Annotated in this window: 18 protein-coding genes; 2 read left to right on the forward strand and 16 right to left on the reverse strand. The window is 35.4% G+C overall.

The features are described 5' to 3' along the window. Positions 1-56 precede the first annotated feature (56 nt). The 6 genes from ACMAYX_RS09890 to ACMAYX_RS09915 all read right to left on the reverse strand — a co-directional run bounded on the left by ACMAYX_RS09890 (position 57) and on the right by ACMAYX_RS09915 (position 7,093). The gene (locus ACMAYX_RS09890; protein WP_103217692.1) at positions 57-2,162 is read right to left on the reverse strand and encodes a hypothetical protein; all 2,106 of its coding nucleotides are present in this window, start codon (positions 2,160-2,162) and stop codon (positions 57-59) included. A gap of 149 nt (positions 2,163-2,311) precedes the next feature. After that, positions 2,312-3,160 carry a restriction endonuclease gene (locus tag ACMAYX_RS09895; protein ID WP_412471301.1) on the reverse strand — a complete coding sequence of 283 codons (849 nt, stop codon included), beginning with the start codon at positions 3,158-3,160 and terminating at the stop codon, positions 2,312-2,314. After that, the gene (locus tag ACMAYX_RS09900; RefSeq protein ID WP_412471302.1) at positions 3,160-3,720 is read right to left on the reverse strand and encodes an AAA family ATPase; all 561 of its coding nucleotides are present in this window, start codon (positions 3,718-3,720) and stop codon (positions 3,160-3,162) included. The genes ACMAYX_RS09895 and ACMAYX_RS09900 overlap by 1 nt, the downstream gene beginning before the upstream one ends. Next, on the reverse strand, positions 3,720-5,060 hold the full coding sequence (locus ACMAYX_RS09905) for an MBL fold metallo-hydrolase (RefSeq protein ID WP_412471688.1): 1,341 nt from the start codon (positions 5,058-5,060) through the stop codon (positions 3,720-3,722). Before ACMAYX_RS09905 ends, ACMAYX_RS09900 begins: the two co-directional genes overlap by 1 nt. Positions 5,061-5,146: 86 nt before the next feature. Further along, positions 5,147-5,968, reverse strand: coding sequence for an S-formylglutathione hydrolase (gene fghA / locus ACMAYX_RS09910; RefSeq protein ID WP_412471687.1), 822 nt, complete (start codon positions 5,966-5,968; stop codon positions 5,147-5,149). Positions 5,969-5,971: 3 nt separating this feature from the next. Continuing rightward, positions 5,972-7,093: an S-(hydroxymethyl)glutathione dehydrogenase/class III alcohol dehydrogenase gene (locus tag ACMAYX_RS09915; protein ID WP_103217687.1), complete on the reverse strand. Its 1,122-nt coding sequence runs from the start codon at positions 7,091-7,093 to the stop codon at positions 5,972-5,974. A 98-nt stretch (positions 7,094-7,191) separates the two neighbouring features. Between ACMAYX_RS09915 and ACMAYX_RS09920 the strand changes: the two genes are divergently transcribed. Further along, positions 7,192-8,070, forward strand: a complete 879-nt coding sequence (locus tag ACMAYX_RS09920; protein WP_412463443.1) for a LysR family transcriptional regulator — start codon at positions 7,192-7,194, stop codon at positions 8,068-8,070. Here the strand turns inward: ACMAYX_RS09920 and ACMAYX_RS09925 are convergent. The 3 genes from ACMAYX_RS09925 to ACMAYX_RS09935 form a co-directional block, all read right to left on the reverse strand. Next, the gene (locus ACMAYX_RS09925) at positions 8,067-8,552 is read right to left on the reverse strand and encodes a hemerythrin domain-containing protein (RefSeq protein ID WP_103217685.1); all 486 of its coding nucleotides are present in this window, start codon (positions 8,550-8,552) and stop codon (positions 8,067-8,069) included. The two genes, ACMAYX_RS09920 and ACMAYX_RS09925, sit on opposite strands and share 4 nt — an antisense overlap. Before the next feature lie 114 nt (positions 8,553-8,666). Continuing rightward, positions 8,667-9,185, reverse strand: coding sequence for a hemerythrin domain-containing protein (locus ACMAYX_RS09930; RefSeq protein ID WP_412471305.1), 519 nt, complete (start codon positions 9,183-9,185; stop codon positions 8,667-8,669). 137 nt (positions 9,186-9,322) lie between these two features. Next, positions 9,323-9,658, reverse strand: coding sequence for a DOPA 4,5-dioxygenase family protein (locus ACMAYX_RS09935; RefSeq protein ID WP_103217683.1), 336 nt, complete (start codon positions 9,656-9,658; stop codon positions 9,323-9,325). Positions 9,659-9,743: 85 nt separating this feature from the next. On the opposite strand from ACMAYX_RS09935, the gene ACMAYX_RS09940 reads away from it, so the two are divergent. Continuing rightward, on the forward strand, positions 9,744-11,156 hold the full coding sequence (locus ACMAYX_RS09940; RefSeq protein ID WP_103217682.1) for an anion permease: 1,413 nt from the start codon (positions 9,744-9,746) through the stop codon (positions 11,154-11,156). Here the strand turns inward: ACMAYX_RS09940 and ACMAYX_RS09945 are convergent. From ACMAYX_RS09945 to ACMAYX_RS09975, 7 genes are all read right to left on the reverse strand, one after another. Continuing rightward, positions 11,148-11,891, reverse strand: a complete 744-nt coding sequence (locus tag ACMAYX_RS09945) for a succinate dehydrogenase/fumarate reductase iron-sulfur subunit (protein ID WP_103217681.1) — start codon at positions 11,889-11,891, stop codon at positions 11,148-11,150. The genes ACMAYX_RS09940 and ACMAYX_RS09945 overlap by 9 nt on opposite strands. Before the next feature lie 6 nt (positions 11,892-11,897). Further along, on the reverse strand, positions 11,898-13,805 hold the full coding sequence (locus ACMAYX_RS09950; protein WP_412470384.1) for a fumarate reductase/succinate dehydrogenase flavoprotein subunit: 1,908 nt from the start codon (positions 13,803-13,805) through the stop codon (positions 11,898-11,900). Beyond that, a complete protein-coding gene (locus ACMAYX_RS09955) occupies positions 13,805-14,470 on the reverse strand; it encodes a succinate dehydrogenase cytochrome b subunit (protein ID WP_103217679.1) in 666 nt (221 codons plus the stop codon). The genes ACMAYX_RS09950 and ACMAYX_RS09955 overlap by 1 nt, the downstream gene beginning before the upstream one ends. Positions 14,471-14,592: 122 nt before the next feature. Beyond that, positions 14,593-16,251 (reverse strand): methyl-accepting chemotaxis protein, encoded by a 1,659-nt coding sequence (locus tag ACMAYX_RS09960; RefSeq protein WP_103217678.1) that lies wholly within the window; start codon positions 16,249-16,251, stop codon positions 14,593-14,595. Between the two features lie 30 nt (positions 16,252-16,281). Next, positions 16,282-18,165, reverse strand: coding sequence for a chemotaxis-specific protein-glutamate methyltransferase CheB (gene cheB / locus ACMAYX_RS09965; RefSeq protein WP_103217677.1), 1,884 nt, complete (start codon positions 18,163-18,165; stop codon positions 16,282-16,284). 29 nt (positions 18,166-18,194) lie between these two features. Continuing rightward, positions 18,195-20,300 (reverse strand): methyl-accepting chemotaxis protein, encoded by a 2,106-nt coding sequence (locus ACMAYX_RS09970; RefSeq protein WP_412471686.1) that lies wholly within the window; start codon positions 20,298-20,300, stop codon positions 18,195-18,197. A 33-nt stretch (positions 20,301-20,333) separates the two neighbouring features. Next, positions 20,334-20,801 (reverse strand): chemotaxis protein CheW, encoded by a 468-nt coding sequence (locus ACMAYX_RS09975; protein ID WP_103217675.1) that lies wholly within the window; start codon positions 20,799-20,801, stop codon positions 20,334-20,336. Positions 20,802-20,828 lie beyond the last annotated feature (27 nt).

Raw genomic sequence — 20,828 nt, forward strand, 5'->3', positions numbered from 1 at the left:
CAAGAGAACATAAATAAAATACACATTAAAAAAGCCAGCTTTAAGCTGGCTTTTAATTATCTAGAAATTGTTGAAAGATTTGAGCACTTGTTAACTTTATAGAATTTTTGAAGTCCAACCGTTTTATCTCGATTATTGATGATTTCCATCATAATCTGTCCAAGACGATCGCCTCGTAAACCTTTTTGACCAAATTTATTATCAAGGTAATCTTGTGCTTCTTCTAGCGAAAGCTTTTTTCCATAAAATTCAATATTACGAACAACACCTTCGGCTTCTGCAAGAGAATACTTCTGACCTTCAACTTCAACATCTTCACGTCCAAGCTCTCTTTGCATTGCGATCTTCTTTAGATAATTTCTTGCTGTGATAATACGACGAGCAAGGATCGCTGAATCATTATGAGATTTAATTCTCTTTCTATCAGCATTGTCTGCATCACCAAAGATATCATTATTAGTTGCGATGAAATCATAACCTAGCTCTGAAAGTTTTTGAGCATATACCCAAATCTCTCTTGTCGTTTGAACATCAACACATGCGTTAAGTTGAGCATCTTCGCCAAGTTTTGCTGAATTACCAGACTTAGTGATCTCATAATTCTTTTCAAGATCTTTATACTTTTGATTAAAGTTTTTATTTTGCTCTTCAGAAAGGCTTCTCATTTTATCTAAGAACTCGCGTCCATACTTTCCATAAACATGGTTACGAACGATATCAAGAGACTTAATAATTTCTCTTAAATCACCATCTTTTGAATCTACAGAAGAATACTCTTTCTTTGCAATAATGGCAGCTAGGCGATTATCAACTTCAGAAATAGCACCATAAGCATCGGCAATCGCCTTCTCTCTCTTTTTTAGATCATCACTTTTAAGAAGCTCTTTATATTCTTTTACAGAGATACTCTCTTCACCTAGTGAGATTAAATATGTGTCATCAAAGTTGTCACGGGCCTTCTTTCTCTTAGCTTGAATATTATTTAGAACTCTATTGAATGAGCTGGCCATATCTGCAAGGAATAGCTGATTAAAATCCTTAACACTCATCTCCATAAGCTCCATTGCATTATCAAGTTTGCTTAGTTTTTGTTTGAAAAGCATATTTAAGAAACGATCCGCTCCTTGTGATTCTGCAATATATTCATTTAAGTACTCTTCTAGCAACGGTTTTGAGTAAGCTAATTCTCCTAGGATCTCAGCTTGTTGGTATGTTGCAGATTTACCAGGCTTATCAGAAAGAGGTGTTTTCATTTTCTCATAAAGACCGACTATTAGTTTTTCAACATCAGCATCAACTTTTGCAACTTCAGCTTCTTTAATTTTCTCAAACTCAGCTTCGACACTTTCTTTTGCCTTCGTAAGAGATTCTAACTCTTTCTTTACCTGCGCAACTAATGCTTTAGATATCTCTTTATCAGTATAATGTCTGTCCGTATCAATATCGAAAACCTCAAGGGCCTTTACTTGGTTTCTTACGTCGTAGTATGCACAGTTAAGCTTTACAAAAGTATTGATATCTTCTTCATTTTCAAATTGAAAACGGTCATTAAAAATATTGTTAATAAATCGTAAAATTGAAGCAACAGCTAATCCACCGTAGGCAACTGTTACACCAGATGGTGAGTATAAACCAAATTGCGAAAATGTTTGGATAACATCTGCCGAGCGCTGAAGAAATGGAGTTCTATCAAGACTTGAACACTTATTATTTGAAAAGAGCGTGTTTACTCCATTCATAACCTGCATTAAAGGAATACCATTAATATCTACTTCATCTGCAGAAGGAATAACATCAACTGTTTCTTTTCCCTGCTCTTCTTTTAACTTATTTAATTCCTCTTCAAGTTCATTTGAACTGTTAAGGACTTGTTCGATTAATGATTCATTACCATCAAAGCAGTCATCTTTGAAAACTGTTACAATGGCCTTTAAACTACTTAATGCTTCTTCATAAGAGCGCGTATTATTTAATGGACAAAATTCAGGACGTGTAAGCGGAAGCTTATTGCGAGTAACAACCTCTTTAATATTGCCACCAAGCTTTGAATCAAGCTTGCTATACTTTAGGGTTTTAACATAATTCTCAAAATCACCAGCTGTGGCAGTTACCGAAGTGGCCAATAAAAGAGACGACAGAACTGTAGACATTACTCTTTTCATAATTATCTTCCTCCAAAATTACGCATAGCGAGATTATGCCATTTTTATGAACGATAATTAGAAAATATGGGTTTTGCTGTAATAATTACTTAAGGTAACACACTGAAATCACGTCCAAACCCATCCGTTAACTAACATAAATAAGGTAGTTAGCTCTTGCTCATCAAGACTTTTATTTCATTTAAAACTTTTCGAACTTCACTATCGCTAAGATCAAGTGCTTTTAAGCAAGCTCTATTAACATGCTTGATAACCACAATACCTTTATCAAGAAGCTTCTTTTTCTCTCTCGCTCTTAGAGTCGATAAAACTGTAATTGGATAGATTCGATAGCGTTGAATCAAATCACAGAATGTATTCTTTTTTGGATAATTCATCGAAAATAACATTAAGTTGACACCCTTGGCGTACTTGATTGCATCTTCTGAAAACTGTGTATTTGAAATTAAAGCATATTGAAAATTTAAGTGTGGATTAGCTTCTTTAATATCGAGATAACGAGCATAAACATAAAGAGGTATTTTCACATCATTTTTATAATACTTTCGGTTATGAAACTTACACTCACAGTATATATCTCCATCGGCCCTTGAAGCAACGACATCAACTTCATGCTTAACAAATTTTCCTTTCTTAACTACTGAAACTTGAGTTTTATACCCCTTGGCCCTTAACATTTCAGCACAAAGAATTTCAAATGGATATCCAGTTGGGCCTAATTTATAGATGGCCCTCTTAATATTATAATTTGCAGCATCGAGTTTAGATCTTCTCTTCAGGGCACGGTAGGTCTTTTGATGAATTGCAGTTGAAGTTGAAAATGGATCAAGTTCTTCAGCAATTTCTTTAACAATCTCTTGGCTTGCTTTTTCAGAAACCCCAGCAGCTTCTAAACTTCTCTTAAATTTTTTCTTATCAAATTCTTCAAAAGTCTTATTAACTTTTTGAATAATATATTTAAGCTTTTTTGTTTTCTTACTCTTCTTGCTGCTTTTCATTATTTAACTACTGTTTTTAAGATTTCTACACCACTGATAATTTTATCCATAAATGATTTTTTACTATCAACAAAGTAGAAATTAGGATGAACTGACCATATCTCTTTTAACTTACGATCTAATTCAATTGCCTGTCTATTTGTCTCACTTCGATAGATATTATTACTCGTAATATCTCCCCCAGAGCTTGCTCCCGTTTCAAAAAATATGACTGCATCATAACGATTCAACTCATGGTCATAAGTGGAATTAATTTTATCAAAAAAAGAACCACACTCATCCGGCCAATACGCCATTCCATCTAATGTTCCACGGTCACACAGAAGTATTTTACCAGGGTTCTGTTTTTCATAAATCGACTCTAAGTTCACTTGATAATCATAAATCATTTTTTGAATATCTTTTACAACTTCAGGTCTCTTATCTCTAGCAACACCACTTTGAAAAACAGAAGTAGCAGCTTCAGGAACAATCACGATATCTTCCACAAGTTCTCTTTTGAAAAGATCAAGTGCAGTAGTTTTTCCACCACCTGGTCCACCAGTAACAACAATTTTCATTATTCCCCCAAAATATAATCAATGCCATCTTCAACATTGATCGCCTCTACACCCAAGCTCTCTTTTATCGTCTTTACAAAGTTAATGACGACTGGCTCTTCTCCGTGATTAACGAAAACCTTTTTTAAGTTTGAACCTGATTTTTTAATATAATCAATCAATTCATCACGATCAGCATGGGCCGACATTGACTCTAATTTTTCGACATGGGCCCTGACATTCATCGTATGCCCAAGAAGATAGATTTCTTTTTCATTATCAACTAACTTTCGACCGATCGTCCCCTCACCTTGAAAGCCAGTTATTAGAACTGTATTATTCTCATGTTTTGCGTACATATCCATATACTTAAGAATCTTCCCACCACTTATCATTCCTGAGGAACTTATTAGAATAAATGGCTTCTTAGCGCGAGCTAGTTTCTTTGTATCACTACTATATTCAACAAATCGTACTTTTTTCATTGCAGAGATAAATCGTTCAGAATCAACTTTTAACTTTTCGGCCATTTGCATATATAGCCTTGTTACACGAACTCCCATTGGAGTATCCAGATAAATTGGAATATCTATATCCGGATACTTCTCGAAAAGTTCAAATAGTGAGTAGATAATAACTTGAGTTCGTGCAACCGCAAAAGCAGGAATAAGAAGTACACCTTGAGTAGATATTATTCTCTTAATATGTTTTTTAAGTACTAATTGAGTATCTTCTTTCTTATGAAGGCGATCTCCATAAGTTGATTCAATCACAAGATAGTCTGATTCTGTTTCTTTATGAGGTGCCATGTGAATAAGATCATCCTTACGGCCAACGTCTCCTGAAAAACAGATTTTGGACTCTCCATTATCAAAGATAATACTAGAAGCACCTAAAATATGACCTGCTTCTTCAAAAATATAACGAAAGTCGTCTCCGTACCATTGACCTTGTTCTACAACTTTAAAATATGTCATTGTTTCATCTACATCATCAAGGCCATAGAGAACTTCTTTAATTTTCCTTTCTTTAAAATCGTACTCTTGAATATTTGCAGAATCTCTTAAGATTATTTCGACAATCTTCTTTGTTACTTCAGTACAATATATTTTACCCTTAAAGCCATTCTTAACTAATACAGGTAAGTAGCCAGAGTGGTCATAGTGAGCGTGAGTAAGAAAGATTGCATCAATTTTTGAAATATCAAAATCTGGAAGTTTTTGATTTAAATCACTTAAATCTTTTCCTCCCTGAAACATTCCACTATCGACAAGAATATTCTTACCATTTATATGTAGAAAAGTTTTTGATCCAGTTACCGTTGATGTAGCGCCATAAAATGTGAGTTTCATTTTTTCCATGGCAATAATTATATCGACAATTCCATCAAATTCATAACTAAAGTAAATAAAAAAGGGCCCGTGAGGCCCTTGTCTTTAATTATAAATTAAGAAATTAAGTGTTTGAGATGATCCTCGATAAATGAGGCGATGAAATAGTAGCTATGATCATATTCTTGGCGATAATTTACCGTTAGCTCTTGATTAAACTCTGCACAAATATCTTCAAAATTCTTTGTCTTTAATTGTTCTTCAAAGAATTCATCAGCAAGTCCTTGCTCAATCAATATTTTCTTTGCATGAGTCCTGCCACTCTTGATCAACTCACAAGCATCGTACTGCTTCCATAAATTCTCATCATTACCTAAATACCCCGTAAAGGCTTTTTGCCCCCAAGGTACTTGCGTTGGATTTACGATTGGAGAGAACGCAGAGATAGCATGAAATAATTCTGGATTATTTAAGCCGATAACAAGTGCTCCGTGCCCACCCATTGAGTGACCAGTAATCGAAAGCTTTGCATTTCCAAAGGCATCCTTTAGTAATGGAACAAACTCTTTAACGATATAATCATACATCTTATAATGGTCTTTATAACCATCTGTAGTCGCATTTAAGTAAAATCCAGCACCTGAACCAAAATCATAACTATCATGCTCACCAGGAAGCTCAAGTCCTCTTGGAGAAGTATCAGGACAAACGATCATTGTATTTGTCTTAGCAAGGTGAAATTGAGCACCTGCTTTTGTTATGAAATTCTCTTCCGTACATGTAAGGCCAGATAACCAAATGATTATATTTTCAATTTTATCAGTATTAGGCTTGAAGTATGAAAACTTCATATCTGTCTTTGTAACTTTTGATGAGTGGAGACAGAATGCTGTCTCCCCTTCAAATGATTTATGACTTTTTAATTTTTCAAAGCTCATGAATTAACCTTCAGCATTAAAATCAATAACAGTTCTAATTGCCTTACCTTCGTGCATTAGATCGAAAGCTTCATTGATTTTTTCTAATGGTAATTTGAAAGTTACAAGATCATCAAGATTAATTTCGCCTGACATATAACGATCAACATAACCTGGAAGTTCTGTTCTCCCCTTTACACCACCAAAGGCACTACCACGCCAAACACGTCCAGTTACTAGTTGGAATGGACGAGTACTGATTTCTTGACCTGCACCTGCGACACCAATAATAATTGATTCCCCCCAACCTTTGTGACAACACTCTAGAGCTGCTCTCATTAAATTAACGTTACCAACACACTCAAACGAGTAATCAACACCACCGTCAGTAAGTTCAACGATAACGTCTTGAATTGGCTTGTCATAATTTTTAGGGTTAACAAAGTCAGTTGCACCAAACTTCATTGCCATTTCTTTCTTATCATCATTAATATCAATAGCAATAATTCTTCCAGCTTTTGCCATCTTTGCACCTTGTAGTACCGATAGCCCAATTCCACCAAGTCCGAATACTGCAATTGTTGCACCTTCTTCAACTTTAGCAGTATTGAAAACTGCACCGATTCCAGTTGTTACACCACAACCAAGAAGGCAGATTTTATCTAGAGGAGCTTCTTTACTAACTTTTGCAAGAGATACTTCAGCAACAACTGTGTATTCAGCAAAAGTAGAAGTTCCCATATAGTGATGAATCATTTTTCCATCTTTAGAAAAACGGCTTGTTCCATCTGGCATAAGACCTCTACCTTGTGTCTCACGAACAGAAGAACAAAGATTTGTTTTTCCTGATTTACACATTTTACAAACACCACACTCAGCAGTGTACAGAGGAATAACGTGATCACCAACTTCAACACTAGTTACACCTTCACCTACTTCAACAACAACTCCACCACCTTCGTGACCAAGAATTACAGGAAATAGACCTTCTGGATCTGCTCCAGAAAGAGTGAATGCATCAGTATGACAAACACCTGTAGCATGCATCTTTACAAGAACCTCTCCCTTCTTTGGTCCTTCTAAATCAACTTCTTCAATTTTAAGTGGCTCATTTGGGCCCCAAGCAACAGCAGCTTTTACTTTCATATATACCTCCAGAAAAATATTCTTTTATCTTGATGCATCATTATATATTGAAACCAAATTGTTGACAATTGTGACATCATTCGACACATTGTTTACATATGGAAACAATTAAGGATTTAAGTCACATTTATAGTTTTATAAAAGTTGCACAATTTCGATCATTTACGAAAGCAGCAGATGCCCTTAATGTCTCTCGTTCACATTTAAGTAAAGCAGTGAAGGAGCTAGAAGACAAACTTGGGCAACCACTACTAAAAAGAAATACGCGCTTCATTGACTTCACAGACTTCGGTAAAAACTACTTTGAAATATGTGCAATTCATATCCAAGAAATAGAAAGATTTACTAAGCAATCTAAAGAGAGCTATGAATCCACTAAAGATAAAATAAGAATCTCTTTGGCCGGAGCATATGGAGAAGATATCATTGCTCCAATGATTTCAAATATCATGATGAAACATCCGGGAATCGAAGCAGAACTTGAGTTCTCTACTGAGCTAATTGATATAACTTCTCATGAGTTTGATCTTGCTATTCGTGTAACAGCTAAAAAGCCAAAGAAAGGTTTTGCTATTCAAATTGCTGATCGTAAAGAATTTGTCTGCGCATCACCAAATTATCTAAATAAGTTTGGACATCCCAAAAAACCAAAAGACCTTAGCTCTCACAATTGTCTCATTGGAAATAATGATACCTGGCAATTCTATAATGAAGATCAAAAAGAAAGTATTAAAGTAAGAGGAAATTTTAAGAGCTCCAATGGACGAGCACAAATGAACGCAGCTCTTCAAGGTCTTGGTATTTGTAAACTACCTGGTGTTTATGTTTTAGATCATATTAGAAATAAGACGTTATTGCCTTTGCTTAGTGAGTACACGGATCAGTCGATTCCGATTTGGGCCGTTATGCCATCAAAGAAATCAATTTCACCGACAGTGAAATTGATCCTTCAAGAATTTGGTGTTGTACTTTTTTAAACTGCAGCTCCATTTCTATTTTCATATTGCGAAACAAATGAATACATAACTTCATTTTCATAGTTCATATGTCGGCATAGATTATCAACGGCCTGTCTTACTTTTAGATAAAGATTCTCCCATTCTGGGCAACTCTCTTCTTGTAGTTCATAATTTTGCACCATTTGAATTAGTCCTCTAAGTTCTTCTTCTTGTTCCAAATGCTCATTAGTCATTTCTTTAATATACTCATATGCATCGCTACAATTTTCCCTAAGTATTAAAGGAAAAATATATCGCTCTTCATTTTGCATATCCGCTTCAAGTGTAATCCAAAATCTCAAAAGAAATTCAGAGATACCGCTTGGGGCCCCATGCTTACCTTTTGATGATTCTCCTACAGCCTGAGATAAAATAATTAGACTTTTAAACTCTGTACGAATTTGTTGATGAAAAGAAACAAGCTTGGCCACCTGATCTTTAAAATTTGAAACTTTACTCACTTATTTTACCCCTGCAGTAATATCTATACTTCAAATAAGTATAGCAACCTACGCATGGCGCAATATGATCTACGTCAGCTTTGTTGTTTTATGACCTAAATCAACTTCTACTATTTAGCTAATTTTAAGCTTTAAATCTGATGGAGAAACTATATCAACACTATGCCCATCATAAATTTGGTAAGAATTTATCATCTGTGCAAATATCTCACCTTCGTAATTTAAATGCTCCTCAAGTGTTGTAACAACTTCGGTAGTACGATTAACAAGCTCTTTCCAAAGCTCACATGAATTCTCATTAACTTTGTATTGTAAAACATAATCCACCAGAACTTTCAGTTCACTCTTTAATTTAGAGTGAGTTCTCAATGCTTCATTCGCCTTTTCATAAGCTCGTCTATCAATGTCTTTTATTAATGAAGGAAAGATATATTTTTCCTCTTTTTGAGTAAGGGCCTCGAGAGTTACCCAGAATTTAATCAGAAAGTTGGTGATATCCTTTGGCACATCGATATGGTTTTTACAAACTCTATCGACTTCTTGAGACAGGACAATTAATTCCTTAAAGGCCCTACTCACTTTTTGATGTTCTTCCACGAGGCCATCGACCTCTCCCAACAGTACATCGGTCATTCTCTCCCCCTTGCGATGGTTTAAATGCTAAACAATTATATCCTATTTAGGGGAAATACTTGTGTGTGTTCTATTAATCTTTGACACTAACGATAAAATTAATCGAAATTTCGATAAATTGAATTTCAAAAACAATTTTATTTTATTGGTTTAAACATAGATAGTTTCAGATCTAAGATCTCACCCATCCATAGTGTATTTTGAGTATGATCTAGATAATCATCTCCAGTATTTGCATGAGTAAAAACGGTAAGCCCACTTCTATTTTCAAGTAACCAAGGAATCATGTCATTTAACTTTTCTGGAGAAAATAAGAACTGACAACTCCAGCGAGGGTGAGGCCCTACTTCTTTTTGATGTGCTCTTCCTACTTCAACATAACTTAATTTCTTAACCTGCTCGATAACCTCTAGGGCCTTCTCGTAAGTTGATTCATCGTAATATAAGTGTGCATGATATGATGTAATTTCCATGTACGCATCTTCTTAAATTTTTTCTTAAATTGCAACTTCTCCTTCAACAATATTAAAATCAATTTATTTAAAAGGGATAAATAATATGAAATCTGAAGTTCGATTAATCAGACTTATCTGTGTTCTTGCGTTAGGAGTATTTATTTGGCATCAACAAATCCCAGATGGATTAGAGCCTAAAGCGTGGTATCTCTTTGCTATCTTTTTAAGCACCATCTTAGGTATTATTATTAAGGCAATGCCAATGGGCTCAATGTGTATGGTAGGACTTGCTATAAGTCTTTTTACTCAAACATTGAAAATTAAAGCTGAAGCCTTATCTGGATTTTCTAATAGTACAATATGGCTAATTGTTATCGCCTTCTTCATTGCAAATGGGTTCGTAAAAACAGGACTTGGCGCACGTATCGCTTATTACTTTGTCTTCTTACTTGGAAGAAGAACACTTGGACTTGCTTATGGACTTGCAATAAGTGATCTCATTCTCGCTCCAGCAACTCCCTCAAACACCGCACGCGGTGGAGGTATTATTTTTCCTATTATGAAGTCTTTAAGCCTCAGCTATGACTCAAAACCTAACGATCCAACAAATAGAAAGATTGGTCACTTTCTTACCTTGAGCTGCTTTCAAGTATGTATGGTTACTTCAGCAATGTTTATTACTTCAATGGCGGCCAATCCATTAATACAACAATTTGCTGCAGATAATGGCGTTAAAATCACATGGGGAGGATGGGCGTTGGCTGCTATTTTACCCGGCATAATATCTTTAATCGCTGTCCCTTATGTCATCTATAAAGTTTACCCTCCTTCAATTAAAGAAACACCTGGTGCACAAGAAATTGCCAAAATGAAACTTGAAGAAATGGGTAAGATGAAAGTACAAGAGTGGACAATGATTGCAACTTTCATCTTTCTTATCGTCTTTTGGATTTTTGGAAGTACCTTAAATATAAACGCTACAACAACTGCTTTTGGAGGACTATCTATTCTTCTTATTACAGGTGTTTTAACGTGGGATGATATTAAGTCAGAAAAAGGAGCATGGGACACACTTATATGGTTTGGCGTTCTAGTTATGATGGCAGATTTTTTAAATAAGTTTGGCTTTGTCCCATGGTTTAGTAAGTATGTTGCAAACGAAGTCTCAACTCTTGCATGGACAATTGCATTTCCAATTCTAGCAGGCATCTATTTTTACTCTCATTACTTCTTTGCATCTGCTACAGCACATGTAACAGCAATGGCAGCAGTATTCATAGGAGTGGGCGTACAGGTTGGAGTCCCACCATATCTCATGGCCATCACTCTTGGCTTTTTTTCAAACCTCTTTGGTTCATTAACTCACTATGGCTCAGGGCCGGCCCCAGTATTCTTTGGTTCAGGTTATGTTGATTTATCAGACTGGTGGAAAATGGGATTTCTCATATCAATTGTAAACATTCTGATATGGTTGATTATAGGAGGAGCATGGTGGAAGTTTCTGGGATTATTTTAAAAGCTTTGCTTTTAATAAACTGAAATTCATTCTGGCAATATTAGAAATAGAAATCCCTTCAGGACATTCTATCTCACATGCCCCAGTAAATGAGCAATGACCAAAATCCTCTAACTCCATCTGTTTTGTCATGGACAAAGTTCTTCTTCCTTCTTCAACTTTTCCTTGCGGTAAAAGATTTAAGTGGGTCAATTTTGCAGACGTAAATAAAGCTGCCGAAGCATTTTTACAAGTTGCAATACATGCACCACACCCGATACATGCAGCAGAATCCATTGATAAATCAGCAACCTCTTTTCCAATAAGTATTGAGTTAGCCTCAGGAGCTGTTCCTGTCTTAGCTGTTATATACCCTCCACTCTCAACAATTCGATCTAGAGCACTTCTGTCAACAACAAGATCTTTAATTATTGGGAATGATTTCGCACGCCAAGGCTCGACAGTTATTACTTGATTATCACTAAAGCTTCTCATATGAAGCTGACATGTTGTTGTATTAGCATGTGGCCCATGAGCTCTTCCATTGATAAAAACACCACATTGGCCACATATGCCTTCTCGACAATCATAATCATAAGCAATGACCTTCTCGCCTTTTAAAACGAGACTTTCATTAAGCATATCAAGTGCTTCGAGAAAGGACATATCTCTACTAATATTTTCAAGTTCGTATTCGACAAATTGACCATCAACTTTTGAATTATCTTGTCGCCAAATCTTAAAAGTTACTCTCATTGCTACCTACTTGTATGATCTGATTGTTGGTTTAATATATTCAAAATTGAGTTCTTCGCGATGTAATTGATACTCACCGCTAGAGTACTCCCAAGCAGACACATAACTGTACTCATCATCATTACGAACTGCTTCACCTTCAGTACTCTGGTACTCTTCTCGAAAGTGAGCACCACACGACTCTTCTCTTTGAAGAGCATCAAGACACATAAGTTCACCTAGCTCAATAAAGTCAGCTAAACGAAGCGCCTTTTCTAATTCGGGATTTAACTCATTATTAGAACCAGTAACTTTAACATTTTTCCAAAATTCAGATTTTAATTCTTTTATTTCAGAAATTGCTTTTTCAAGACCGGCCTTATTGCGACTCATAGCACACTCTTGCCACATAATTTTTCCGAGTTCTCGATGGTAATGATCAACTGTTTTCAAACCATCGATTTTAAGAAGCATCTTTATACGTGCTTCAACTTCTTCAAGACATTTAGAAAATTCGTCATGAGATATATCTGGTTGGTCATATTTCATTTCATCGGCAAGATAGTTATTAATTGTATTTGGTAAAATGAAATAACCATCAATACTTGCCTGTAAAAGAGAATTTGCACCTAAGCGATTAGCACCATGATCTGAATAATTACATTCACCTATTGCATAAAGGCCCGGTACCGTTGTCATCAATTCATAATCAACCCAAAGCCCTCCCATTGAGAAGTGGGCAGCAGGTGAAATCATCATTGGTTCTTGATAAGCATTAATTCCAGTTATCTTTTCATACATTTGAAAAAGGTTCCCATAGCGGTCTTTTATCACCTCAATTCCCAACCTTTCAATTGCATGTTTAAAATCTAAATAGACAGCATTCTTAAGTACACCGACACCATGACCTGAATCGATTTGCTCTTTTGCTGAACGAGAAGAAATATCACGAGGGGCCAAGTTTCCAAAACTAGGATATTTTCTCTCAAGATAATAGTCTCTATCCTCCTCAGGGATCTCATTGGCCTTTCGACTATCTCCAGCTTTCTTAGGAACCCAAATTCTCCCATCATTTCTCAATGACTCAGACATAAGAGTAAGTTTTGACTGTAATTCGCTCGATTGAGGAAGTGCAGTTGGGTGAATCTGTGTAAAGCTAGGTGCTGCAAAAAAAGCACCTTTCTTATGGGCCGCCCAAATGGCAGAACCATTACAACCAATTGCCAAAGTAGATAATCTGAAAACGCGAGAATAACCACCAGTTGCTAATACGACAGCATTTGCCATGAATTTCTTTAGTTCTCCAGTTTCTAAATTACGTGTGATAACACCCTTTGCTTTTCCATCGATAATAACGAGATCAAGCATTTCAGTACGAGGATGCATCTTAACATTACCTTGCTTTACCATTTTTGAAAGTTGAGAATAAGCAGCAAGAAGTAGTTGCTGACCAGTCTGTCCTCTTGCATAGAAAGTGCGTTGAACTTGTACACCTCCAAAGCTTCGATTAGTTAGTACACCACCGTATTCTCTAGCAAATGGAACACCTTGCTGTGTAAAATGATCAATAAGAGGAGCCGAAAGCTCTGCAAGACGATATACATTTGCTTCACGTGAGCGAAAATCACCACCTTTTAAAGTATCATAAAACATTCGCCAAACACTATCACCATCATGCTGATAATTTTTAGCTGCATTAACTCCACCTTGGGCAGCAACAGAGTGAGCACGACGTGCAGAATCTTGATAACAAAAGCAATCTACATTGTAGCCAAGCTCACCAAGCGTAGCTGCCGCACCAGCACCTGCAAGACCAGATCCAACAACAATAATTGAAACTTTCTTTCGATTTGCAGGATTAAGTAACTTACTTTCTGCTTGATAAGTAGACCATTTTGATTTTAATTCTCCATTAGGAATTTTTGCATCTAACATTACAGTTTCTCCCTAATAAAAATAACAATAGGAATAATTGCGAAGCCGAAAGTGATAATTAATGAAAAAAATCGACTACACTTATCTAGAACTTGTATATGCTTTAATCGATAGAATCCTAGTGTTTTGAACGCACTCGATAGGCCATGATTTATATGGGCGCCAAGAGGAATCATAAGTAGAGAATAAAAAATAACATAGAATGGATTCTTAAATAATTGAGTTGTAATTAAATAGATATCTTTATGGCCACTAGAATCTATCGGAATGCTCTGTCCAAAGCCTAACTTCACTCGAGCCCAAAAATTTCCCATGTGAACAACAATAAATATTAATATGATGAATCCAAGAAGCCCCATATTTTGGGAAGTCCAAGTCGTCACTTCACTATTATCTTTAAAGGCGTAATCGACTCCTTGTGAGCGTGAATTTTTTATCGTTACTCGTACCGCCATATATGTATGAATCAAAATAGCCAAATAGAGAAAAATTGAGACGACTTTGATAAGAAGATTTTCTGCCAATGTATGTGAATACAAATTATAAAGAGATTGAGCGTGAAATTTAGGCAATAGTAAAATTAAGTTTCCACCGAGATGAACAATAAGAAATAAGCACAAGAATAAACCAGTAAATGCTAAGATATACTTTCTAAAAAACAACATATAAACATCCCTTCTTTAAAAGAATTATAAATTAGGGAGTTCATAAAACCTAGATAAAATATAGTAAAAAAAAAGGGCACTATGAAAGTGCCCTTTATTTTATTTGATATGAATGACAGTTATTATGCAGCTTTCTTTGTCTCAGAATTTTCTGATTTTTTATGAAAGTTTACAACATTATTAACTGCTCTTGCTGCTGACCTGATTTGAGCAACAATTAATCCTCTCAAATCAGTAATATCTTCACCAATGTGGATAACAGCTTGGCTTAATTCTGTCGATGCAGCCTTAAGATCATGTGCCGACTGATTTGTTAAACTTGCAGAACTTGAAATTTCCTGCATTGCTCTACTAACTTCTTCGACCCCAATTAACTGCTCTTTTGAAGCATTTGCCACTTCATTAGAGTTAGCTGAAACCTCATCAAAATTTCTTAGTACTTGAGTAAATACTTCCTGACATTGATTACTAATCTCAACACTTTTGTTAATTTTGTCTCGACTCATATTTAATGATTCATTTACATGCTTACTTGAATCATCAACAATCTCAGTTACTCTTTTTAAGCTATTAACAAGTAGTTTAGAAATTTCATCAGCAGAGTCACCACTCATTTTAGCAAGATTCCCTACTTCTTCTGCTACAACAGAAAAACCTTTACCGTTCTCTCCTGCTCTTGCTGCTTCAACAGACGCATTGAAAGAAAGTAGCTTTGTTTGAAAGACAATATCGTTAATCACTTGTGTTTTAGCGTTAATTTCTTCAAATACAGAGATAATTTCATTTAATTCGCTATTACTCTTTTCAACAGTATTTGCTAGTGCAGTCGTACTACTATCAACATCCTTAACACCACGTCCTAAATCTCCTAGAGACTTTACACCATCAGTAACAAGCTCCTGACTTTTTTGAATCAGAGAAGCTACATTATTAGATCCATCAGTATTGCTCTTAATCATTTGAGAAATCTCATGTAAAGAGCTCGATGTCTCTGTTGCTGCTGCTGAAAGTTGCTCAGAAATAGAGCTAAGTGCAACTGACTTATTTTTAAAAGTATTAGATACTTTCTCTAAATTTTGTCCCTCATGAGAAATTGACTCAACGATATTATTGATACGTCCATCGATTCTTCTTGCCATAAAAATACAAATACCAACAGAGCCGAATAAGCTAATAACTGAGATAATAGACATTAAGAAGATCGAATTAGAATAAGTCTCATCTGCGTCCTTAAATTCAGCATCTCCCATTCCTAAAATAAGCTCTTGTAATTGATCTAAACTATCTCTTGCATTCTCAAATTTAGAGTTAACTGGCCCAAGAGAATTAGAAATCAATTGTGACTTATTAAATCTCTTAAACTCACCATCTTTATTAAGAGGAAACTTTTCTGCTGCAGTTCTTTCAAATGCTTCTAGTCCCTCGTTAAATTTTTTCGAAATTTCAATTTCCTTAGGTGAATCACCTAGAGCAGTATACTTTTTGAAGCGATCAACAACTTGCTGCTTATTAGTAAAGTAGTCATCAGCTAATGCTTTCTTCTGTTTTTCAGTTAGTCCCTCTAGAAGTAGCGTTCTTTCCGCAACCAACATCTGCTGAAAGTCACGGTCGGCTTGCACTAGACTGTTAATACTAGGAAGTCTCTTAGAAAATACTGTATAAAGATGTGACTTCACTGATGTTAATGATTGATATCCCACAAATGCAATAACTAGCTGTATGGCAAGCATAGTAGCTGATAGTGCAATAAGTTGTTTCTTAATTGTCCATTGTCCTTTCATAACCCCTCAATCTCTCCCCAAAATTCTATTTTAATTCTTCGCAACCCTTGTCAGAATTTGCTCAGTAATTTTATCCAGTGGTAAGGAAATACAAGAAGCACCTAAATCAAATGCTTTCTTAGGCATTCCATATACAACTGAAGTTTCCTCGTCTTGTGTAATTGTAAAAGTATCGCACTCTTTCAATTTCAGTAAACCTTTCGCACCGTCAGCTCCCATTCCGGTTAAAAGAGCAGCTGTAACTTTATGTCCTTTTAGCTTAGCTAAGTTTTCGAACAAATAATCAACGCTCGGACGGTGTCCAGAATATATCGGTGTTTCACTATCTAACTTGATCATTAATTTACTTTTACCAACAACTCCCATATGAATTCCACCAGGAGCGATGTAGACGGTGTTATTTTTAACTTCTTCACCATCAGTAGCCTCAACAACGTCAAATGGACAAAGCTCATTTAGACGATTTGCAAATGCCGTAGAAAAAACTGGTGGAATATGCTGAACAATTAAGACAGGAGGAAATTCTTTAGGAAAGCGCATAAGCAACTGTTTGATCGCCTCAGTTCCCCCAGTTGAAGCACCAATTGTGATCAACTGACTACCTGAGAAATCAAAATTATTAGTTCCTACCCAGCTAGTTAACTTTTGACTTTTAGATTTAACAATACTGCTATAAGCAAGATCAATTTTTTCTAAAAGGGCCTTTTTAAACTTAAAGATATCATCAAATGAAGGCTTTTTAAGATAATCAAAAGCACCATCTTCTAGACAGCGCATAACGATATCCCCATCACTCTTACTTACAGAACTAATCATAATTGCCTGAAGCGACTGATCTTTTGGAAGGTTCTTTAAAACATCATGACCACTCATTTTTGGCATATTGATATCAAGAGTAATAACATTTGGTTTAAGCTCTTTAATTTTCTCTAAACCATCTGCACCATCAACTGCTTCACCAACAACTTCGTAGCCAGGAACACCTGTTAGACACTTTCTAATTAGCTTCCTAACCGTACTAGAATCATCTACAATTAGAATTTTTTTAACTTGCTCTTGCCTAACTCGAACACTTCTTTTTGTTTCATGATTTGTTTTGAAATAAATTGACTGCCCAAGACTTTGGAATCCCTCGTGCTTCCTAAGTGTTTCAGAGATACCAATAAAAAGATATCCCTTATTTGTCACACAATTAGAAAATTTCTTTATAACTTTATCGATTTGGTTTTCATTGAAATAAATAAAGACATTTCGACATAGAATAATGTCATACTTATCGCGATACTCCGCGCTATTTTCATCTATTAAATTATGAACCTTAAATTTGCAAAATTTTTTAAGCTCATCACTTACTTTTACAAAGGGAGCAATATCACCACTACCGCGATACCAATTTCCTTCCAAGTACTCTTTAGGAACTTTTTGTAGCTCTTTCCAGTAATAAACACCTTTTTGTGCATGCTTCACTGATTTTTCGCAAATGTCTGTGGCCAAAATTTCAAATTTAAAACTTGGATCTATTTCTCTTAAATGCTTTTTTAAAATCATTGCAAGGCTATATACTTCATCACCTTTGCTACAGGCTGCACACCAGATTTTAAGGCTATTTCGGCCACTATTTTTGATGCGCTCAACTATCTTAGGAAGAGATTTTACAATGAATTCGAATTGATTCTTTTCACGCATAAAGAATGTGTAGTGTGTCGTTAGTAGTGAAACTAGCTCACTCTTCTCTTGACTACCAGGAGTCTTAATAAGAGAGAGATATTCTTCAGCATTATTTAAACGAAGCTCTACAATTCTTTTGTCAATGCGAGATTTCACCATTGCATCATTTTGTGATGTAAAGTGAGTCCCTGTCTCTTGTGACATCATTTGCGCTATTTCAATATAACTTCTAGCAAGATTACTCATTCAATCTCTTCCCAATTTCCTTATTGATCTTATACTGCTTTATCAAATCTTGCGTCGTCTTCGCTTGGATACTCATCAGAGTCTACTTCTAAAACAGGGTCATCAAACCCCATATCCTCGACGACTGGTGCACTCTTTGCAACGAACTTTGCGGGCTTATCCTTAACAACTTGTGGTGCTGGAGTCGAGTCGAAGACAGGAAAATCTTCAACCACTTTGTGCTCTGGTGCAGAATAAGTTTCTACTGGCGCGCTTGAAATTGAGTCAACAAGTCTATCTCTATCTGCCGATAAATTTTGAATTTTTCCTAATACTTCACTTTCTAACTCTTCAACAATTCCATTTAGGATTGAAGTTTGTTCAGACAAGCTTTCTGCAAAACCAGAAGTTTCCTGTGCAATACTTGAGTTAGTATGAGTTACTTCATCAAGTTCATTCATCGCATCTGAGATATTATTGATCCCCTCAGCTTGCTCTTGAGATGCTGTTGAAATCTCCGTCATCATTTTTGTAACGGCATCAACATTATCAACAACACTATCTAGAATTTTTCCACAATTTTCAGAAACATCAACACCTTTAGTAATACTTGTTTGAGCTTCTGAAATAAGTCTTTTAACGTTCACTTGAGTTTCATCAACAATTGATTGTACTTTCTTAATTGAGCCACCAAGTAGTTCTTCAATTTCAAGAGCAGCGTTACCACTCATCTGAGCAAGATTTCCAACTTCTTCAGCGACAACAGCAAAACCTTTCCCATGCTCGCCTGCTCGAGCTGCCTCTACAGAAGCGTTAAAAGATAATAGTTTTGTCTGGAATACGATATCGTTGATTACTTTTGTTTTTTCAGAGATCTCATTAATAACATCGACGATCTTTACAATCTCTTCATTATTACGATTCATCTCTTTCATAATATCTTCGTTATTACCGTTAATTTGTCCAATAGCTTCAACCATATCATTAACGGCCTTCTTACCTTCTAGAGCAACACGTTGTGATTCATCAGCCTTTTGGCTTGAAACTTTTGCATTCTCAACACTTTTGTTAACCATGGCCGTAATCTCATTAAGAGTAGCAACGGTCTCTTGAATAGCACTTGCTTGTTGAGTTACTGAAGAAGAAACTTTTGCTGATGCCATACTCATATTAGTTGAAGATTTTTCAGTAACTTGTGACGAGTCACGTAGTCTCTCACTAAGTACAATAATTTTCTTAATTGATTTTGAGAAGTTATACTGAAATCCATATGCAAAGGCTGCAATCACAGCAAAAAGAATTGGAATAAAAAAGCTAATTTTATCCTCTAATACAGTACTTTCTTCAATTCTTTCTTTAGTTTTACTATCAATTAACTCAATATTTTTTTGGATAATTTCGAAAATATTCTTTGTCCCTTTTACTGCGGTAGCACTATATTTCTCTAAAAGTAGTTGATTTGAATATAATTTATCAAATGTACGAATGTAGTCATTAACAGACTTACTCACATCACTATAAACATATTGTTTATACTTTCGAGCAATTAGCTCCTTCTTAATTTTCTCACCTTCTGATTTCGCTTTATCTACATAACTCTTTGTTCTTCTTAAAAGGAAATCTTTCTCGTGGCGACGAAGATTAAGTAGAGAAATCATGAAACTTGGATTTAAATCGTATTTCTTAATCTTTTTTTCAATATCATGAGCGTAACTTCTAAGCTCACCTCTAAGACCACTCTTTGAGTCACCTTCAATCTTTAAAGTACTGCGAGTATTACCAAAATTCTTAGAGTGTTCTTTAAACTCTTTATAAAGCTCATCCCAAATGATTTCATTAGAATAATCAACATCTATTTTTTTCATATTGGTAAAAGTTTCTTCGTTTATTTTAGCTAGCTCAAGAAAACGCTTAACTCCAGCGGGATCTTGTGAAATTATAAACTCTTTCTCGTGTGAAATTTGTTCTCCAAGATTTGCTGCAAAAGTTCTCATCGAATCTTTCATTTTCAAGTCATTTTGAACAGTATTCTTTAAGCTTTCAACGAGTCCATAGTAAGAATAAATTGAGATAGCTAATCCAATTCCAAACATTGCAAAGATACCAAGAAAACTCAGAATCGTTTTTTTGTTCATTGACAGTTTTGTTTGTTTCATTACTTTCTCCCGGTGTATCTACACCATCCCCAATTATGCAGCTTTCTTAGCTAGGCCATTAATTTCATCGATATTCAAAATTGATTCAAGATCAACTAATTGAATTAAAGATTCGTTATGACGATATACCTTGTTTAAGCGGTCACGTTTCTTTGTTTCTACAGAAGCAACTTCTTGAATCTGCTCTTCATCTACAGATAGAACCTTGCAAATATTATCAACAACAATACCTAAGCATAGCTGACCAAACTCAACAATAATCACGGCCTCTTCATTAGATTCAGCAGGCTTAACACCTAGCCTCGTGCGTAGATCAATAATTGAAATTACTTGTCCACGTAAGTTCATAATTCCGACATAGTAACTAGGACTAAATGGTACATTTGTTGTTTCAGGAACAGAGATAAGTTCTCTTACTTGTAGAAGTGGGATTGCATAGTGTTCATCCCCAAGTTTAAATTCTAAGTACCTTTTTGTTACATCAGTTGTTTCATTTTCCATATTTTCCCCACACTTCAAGTTATAATA

This window comes from Halobacteriovorax sp. RT-2-3, from assembly GCF_047085075.1.
Classification (GTDB): domain Bacteria; phylum Bdellovibrionota; class Bacteriovoracia; order Bacteriovoracales; family Bacteriovoracaceae; genus Halobacteriovorax_A.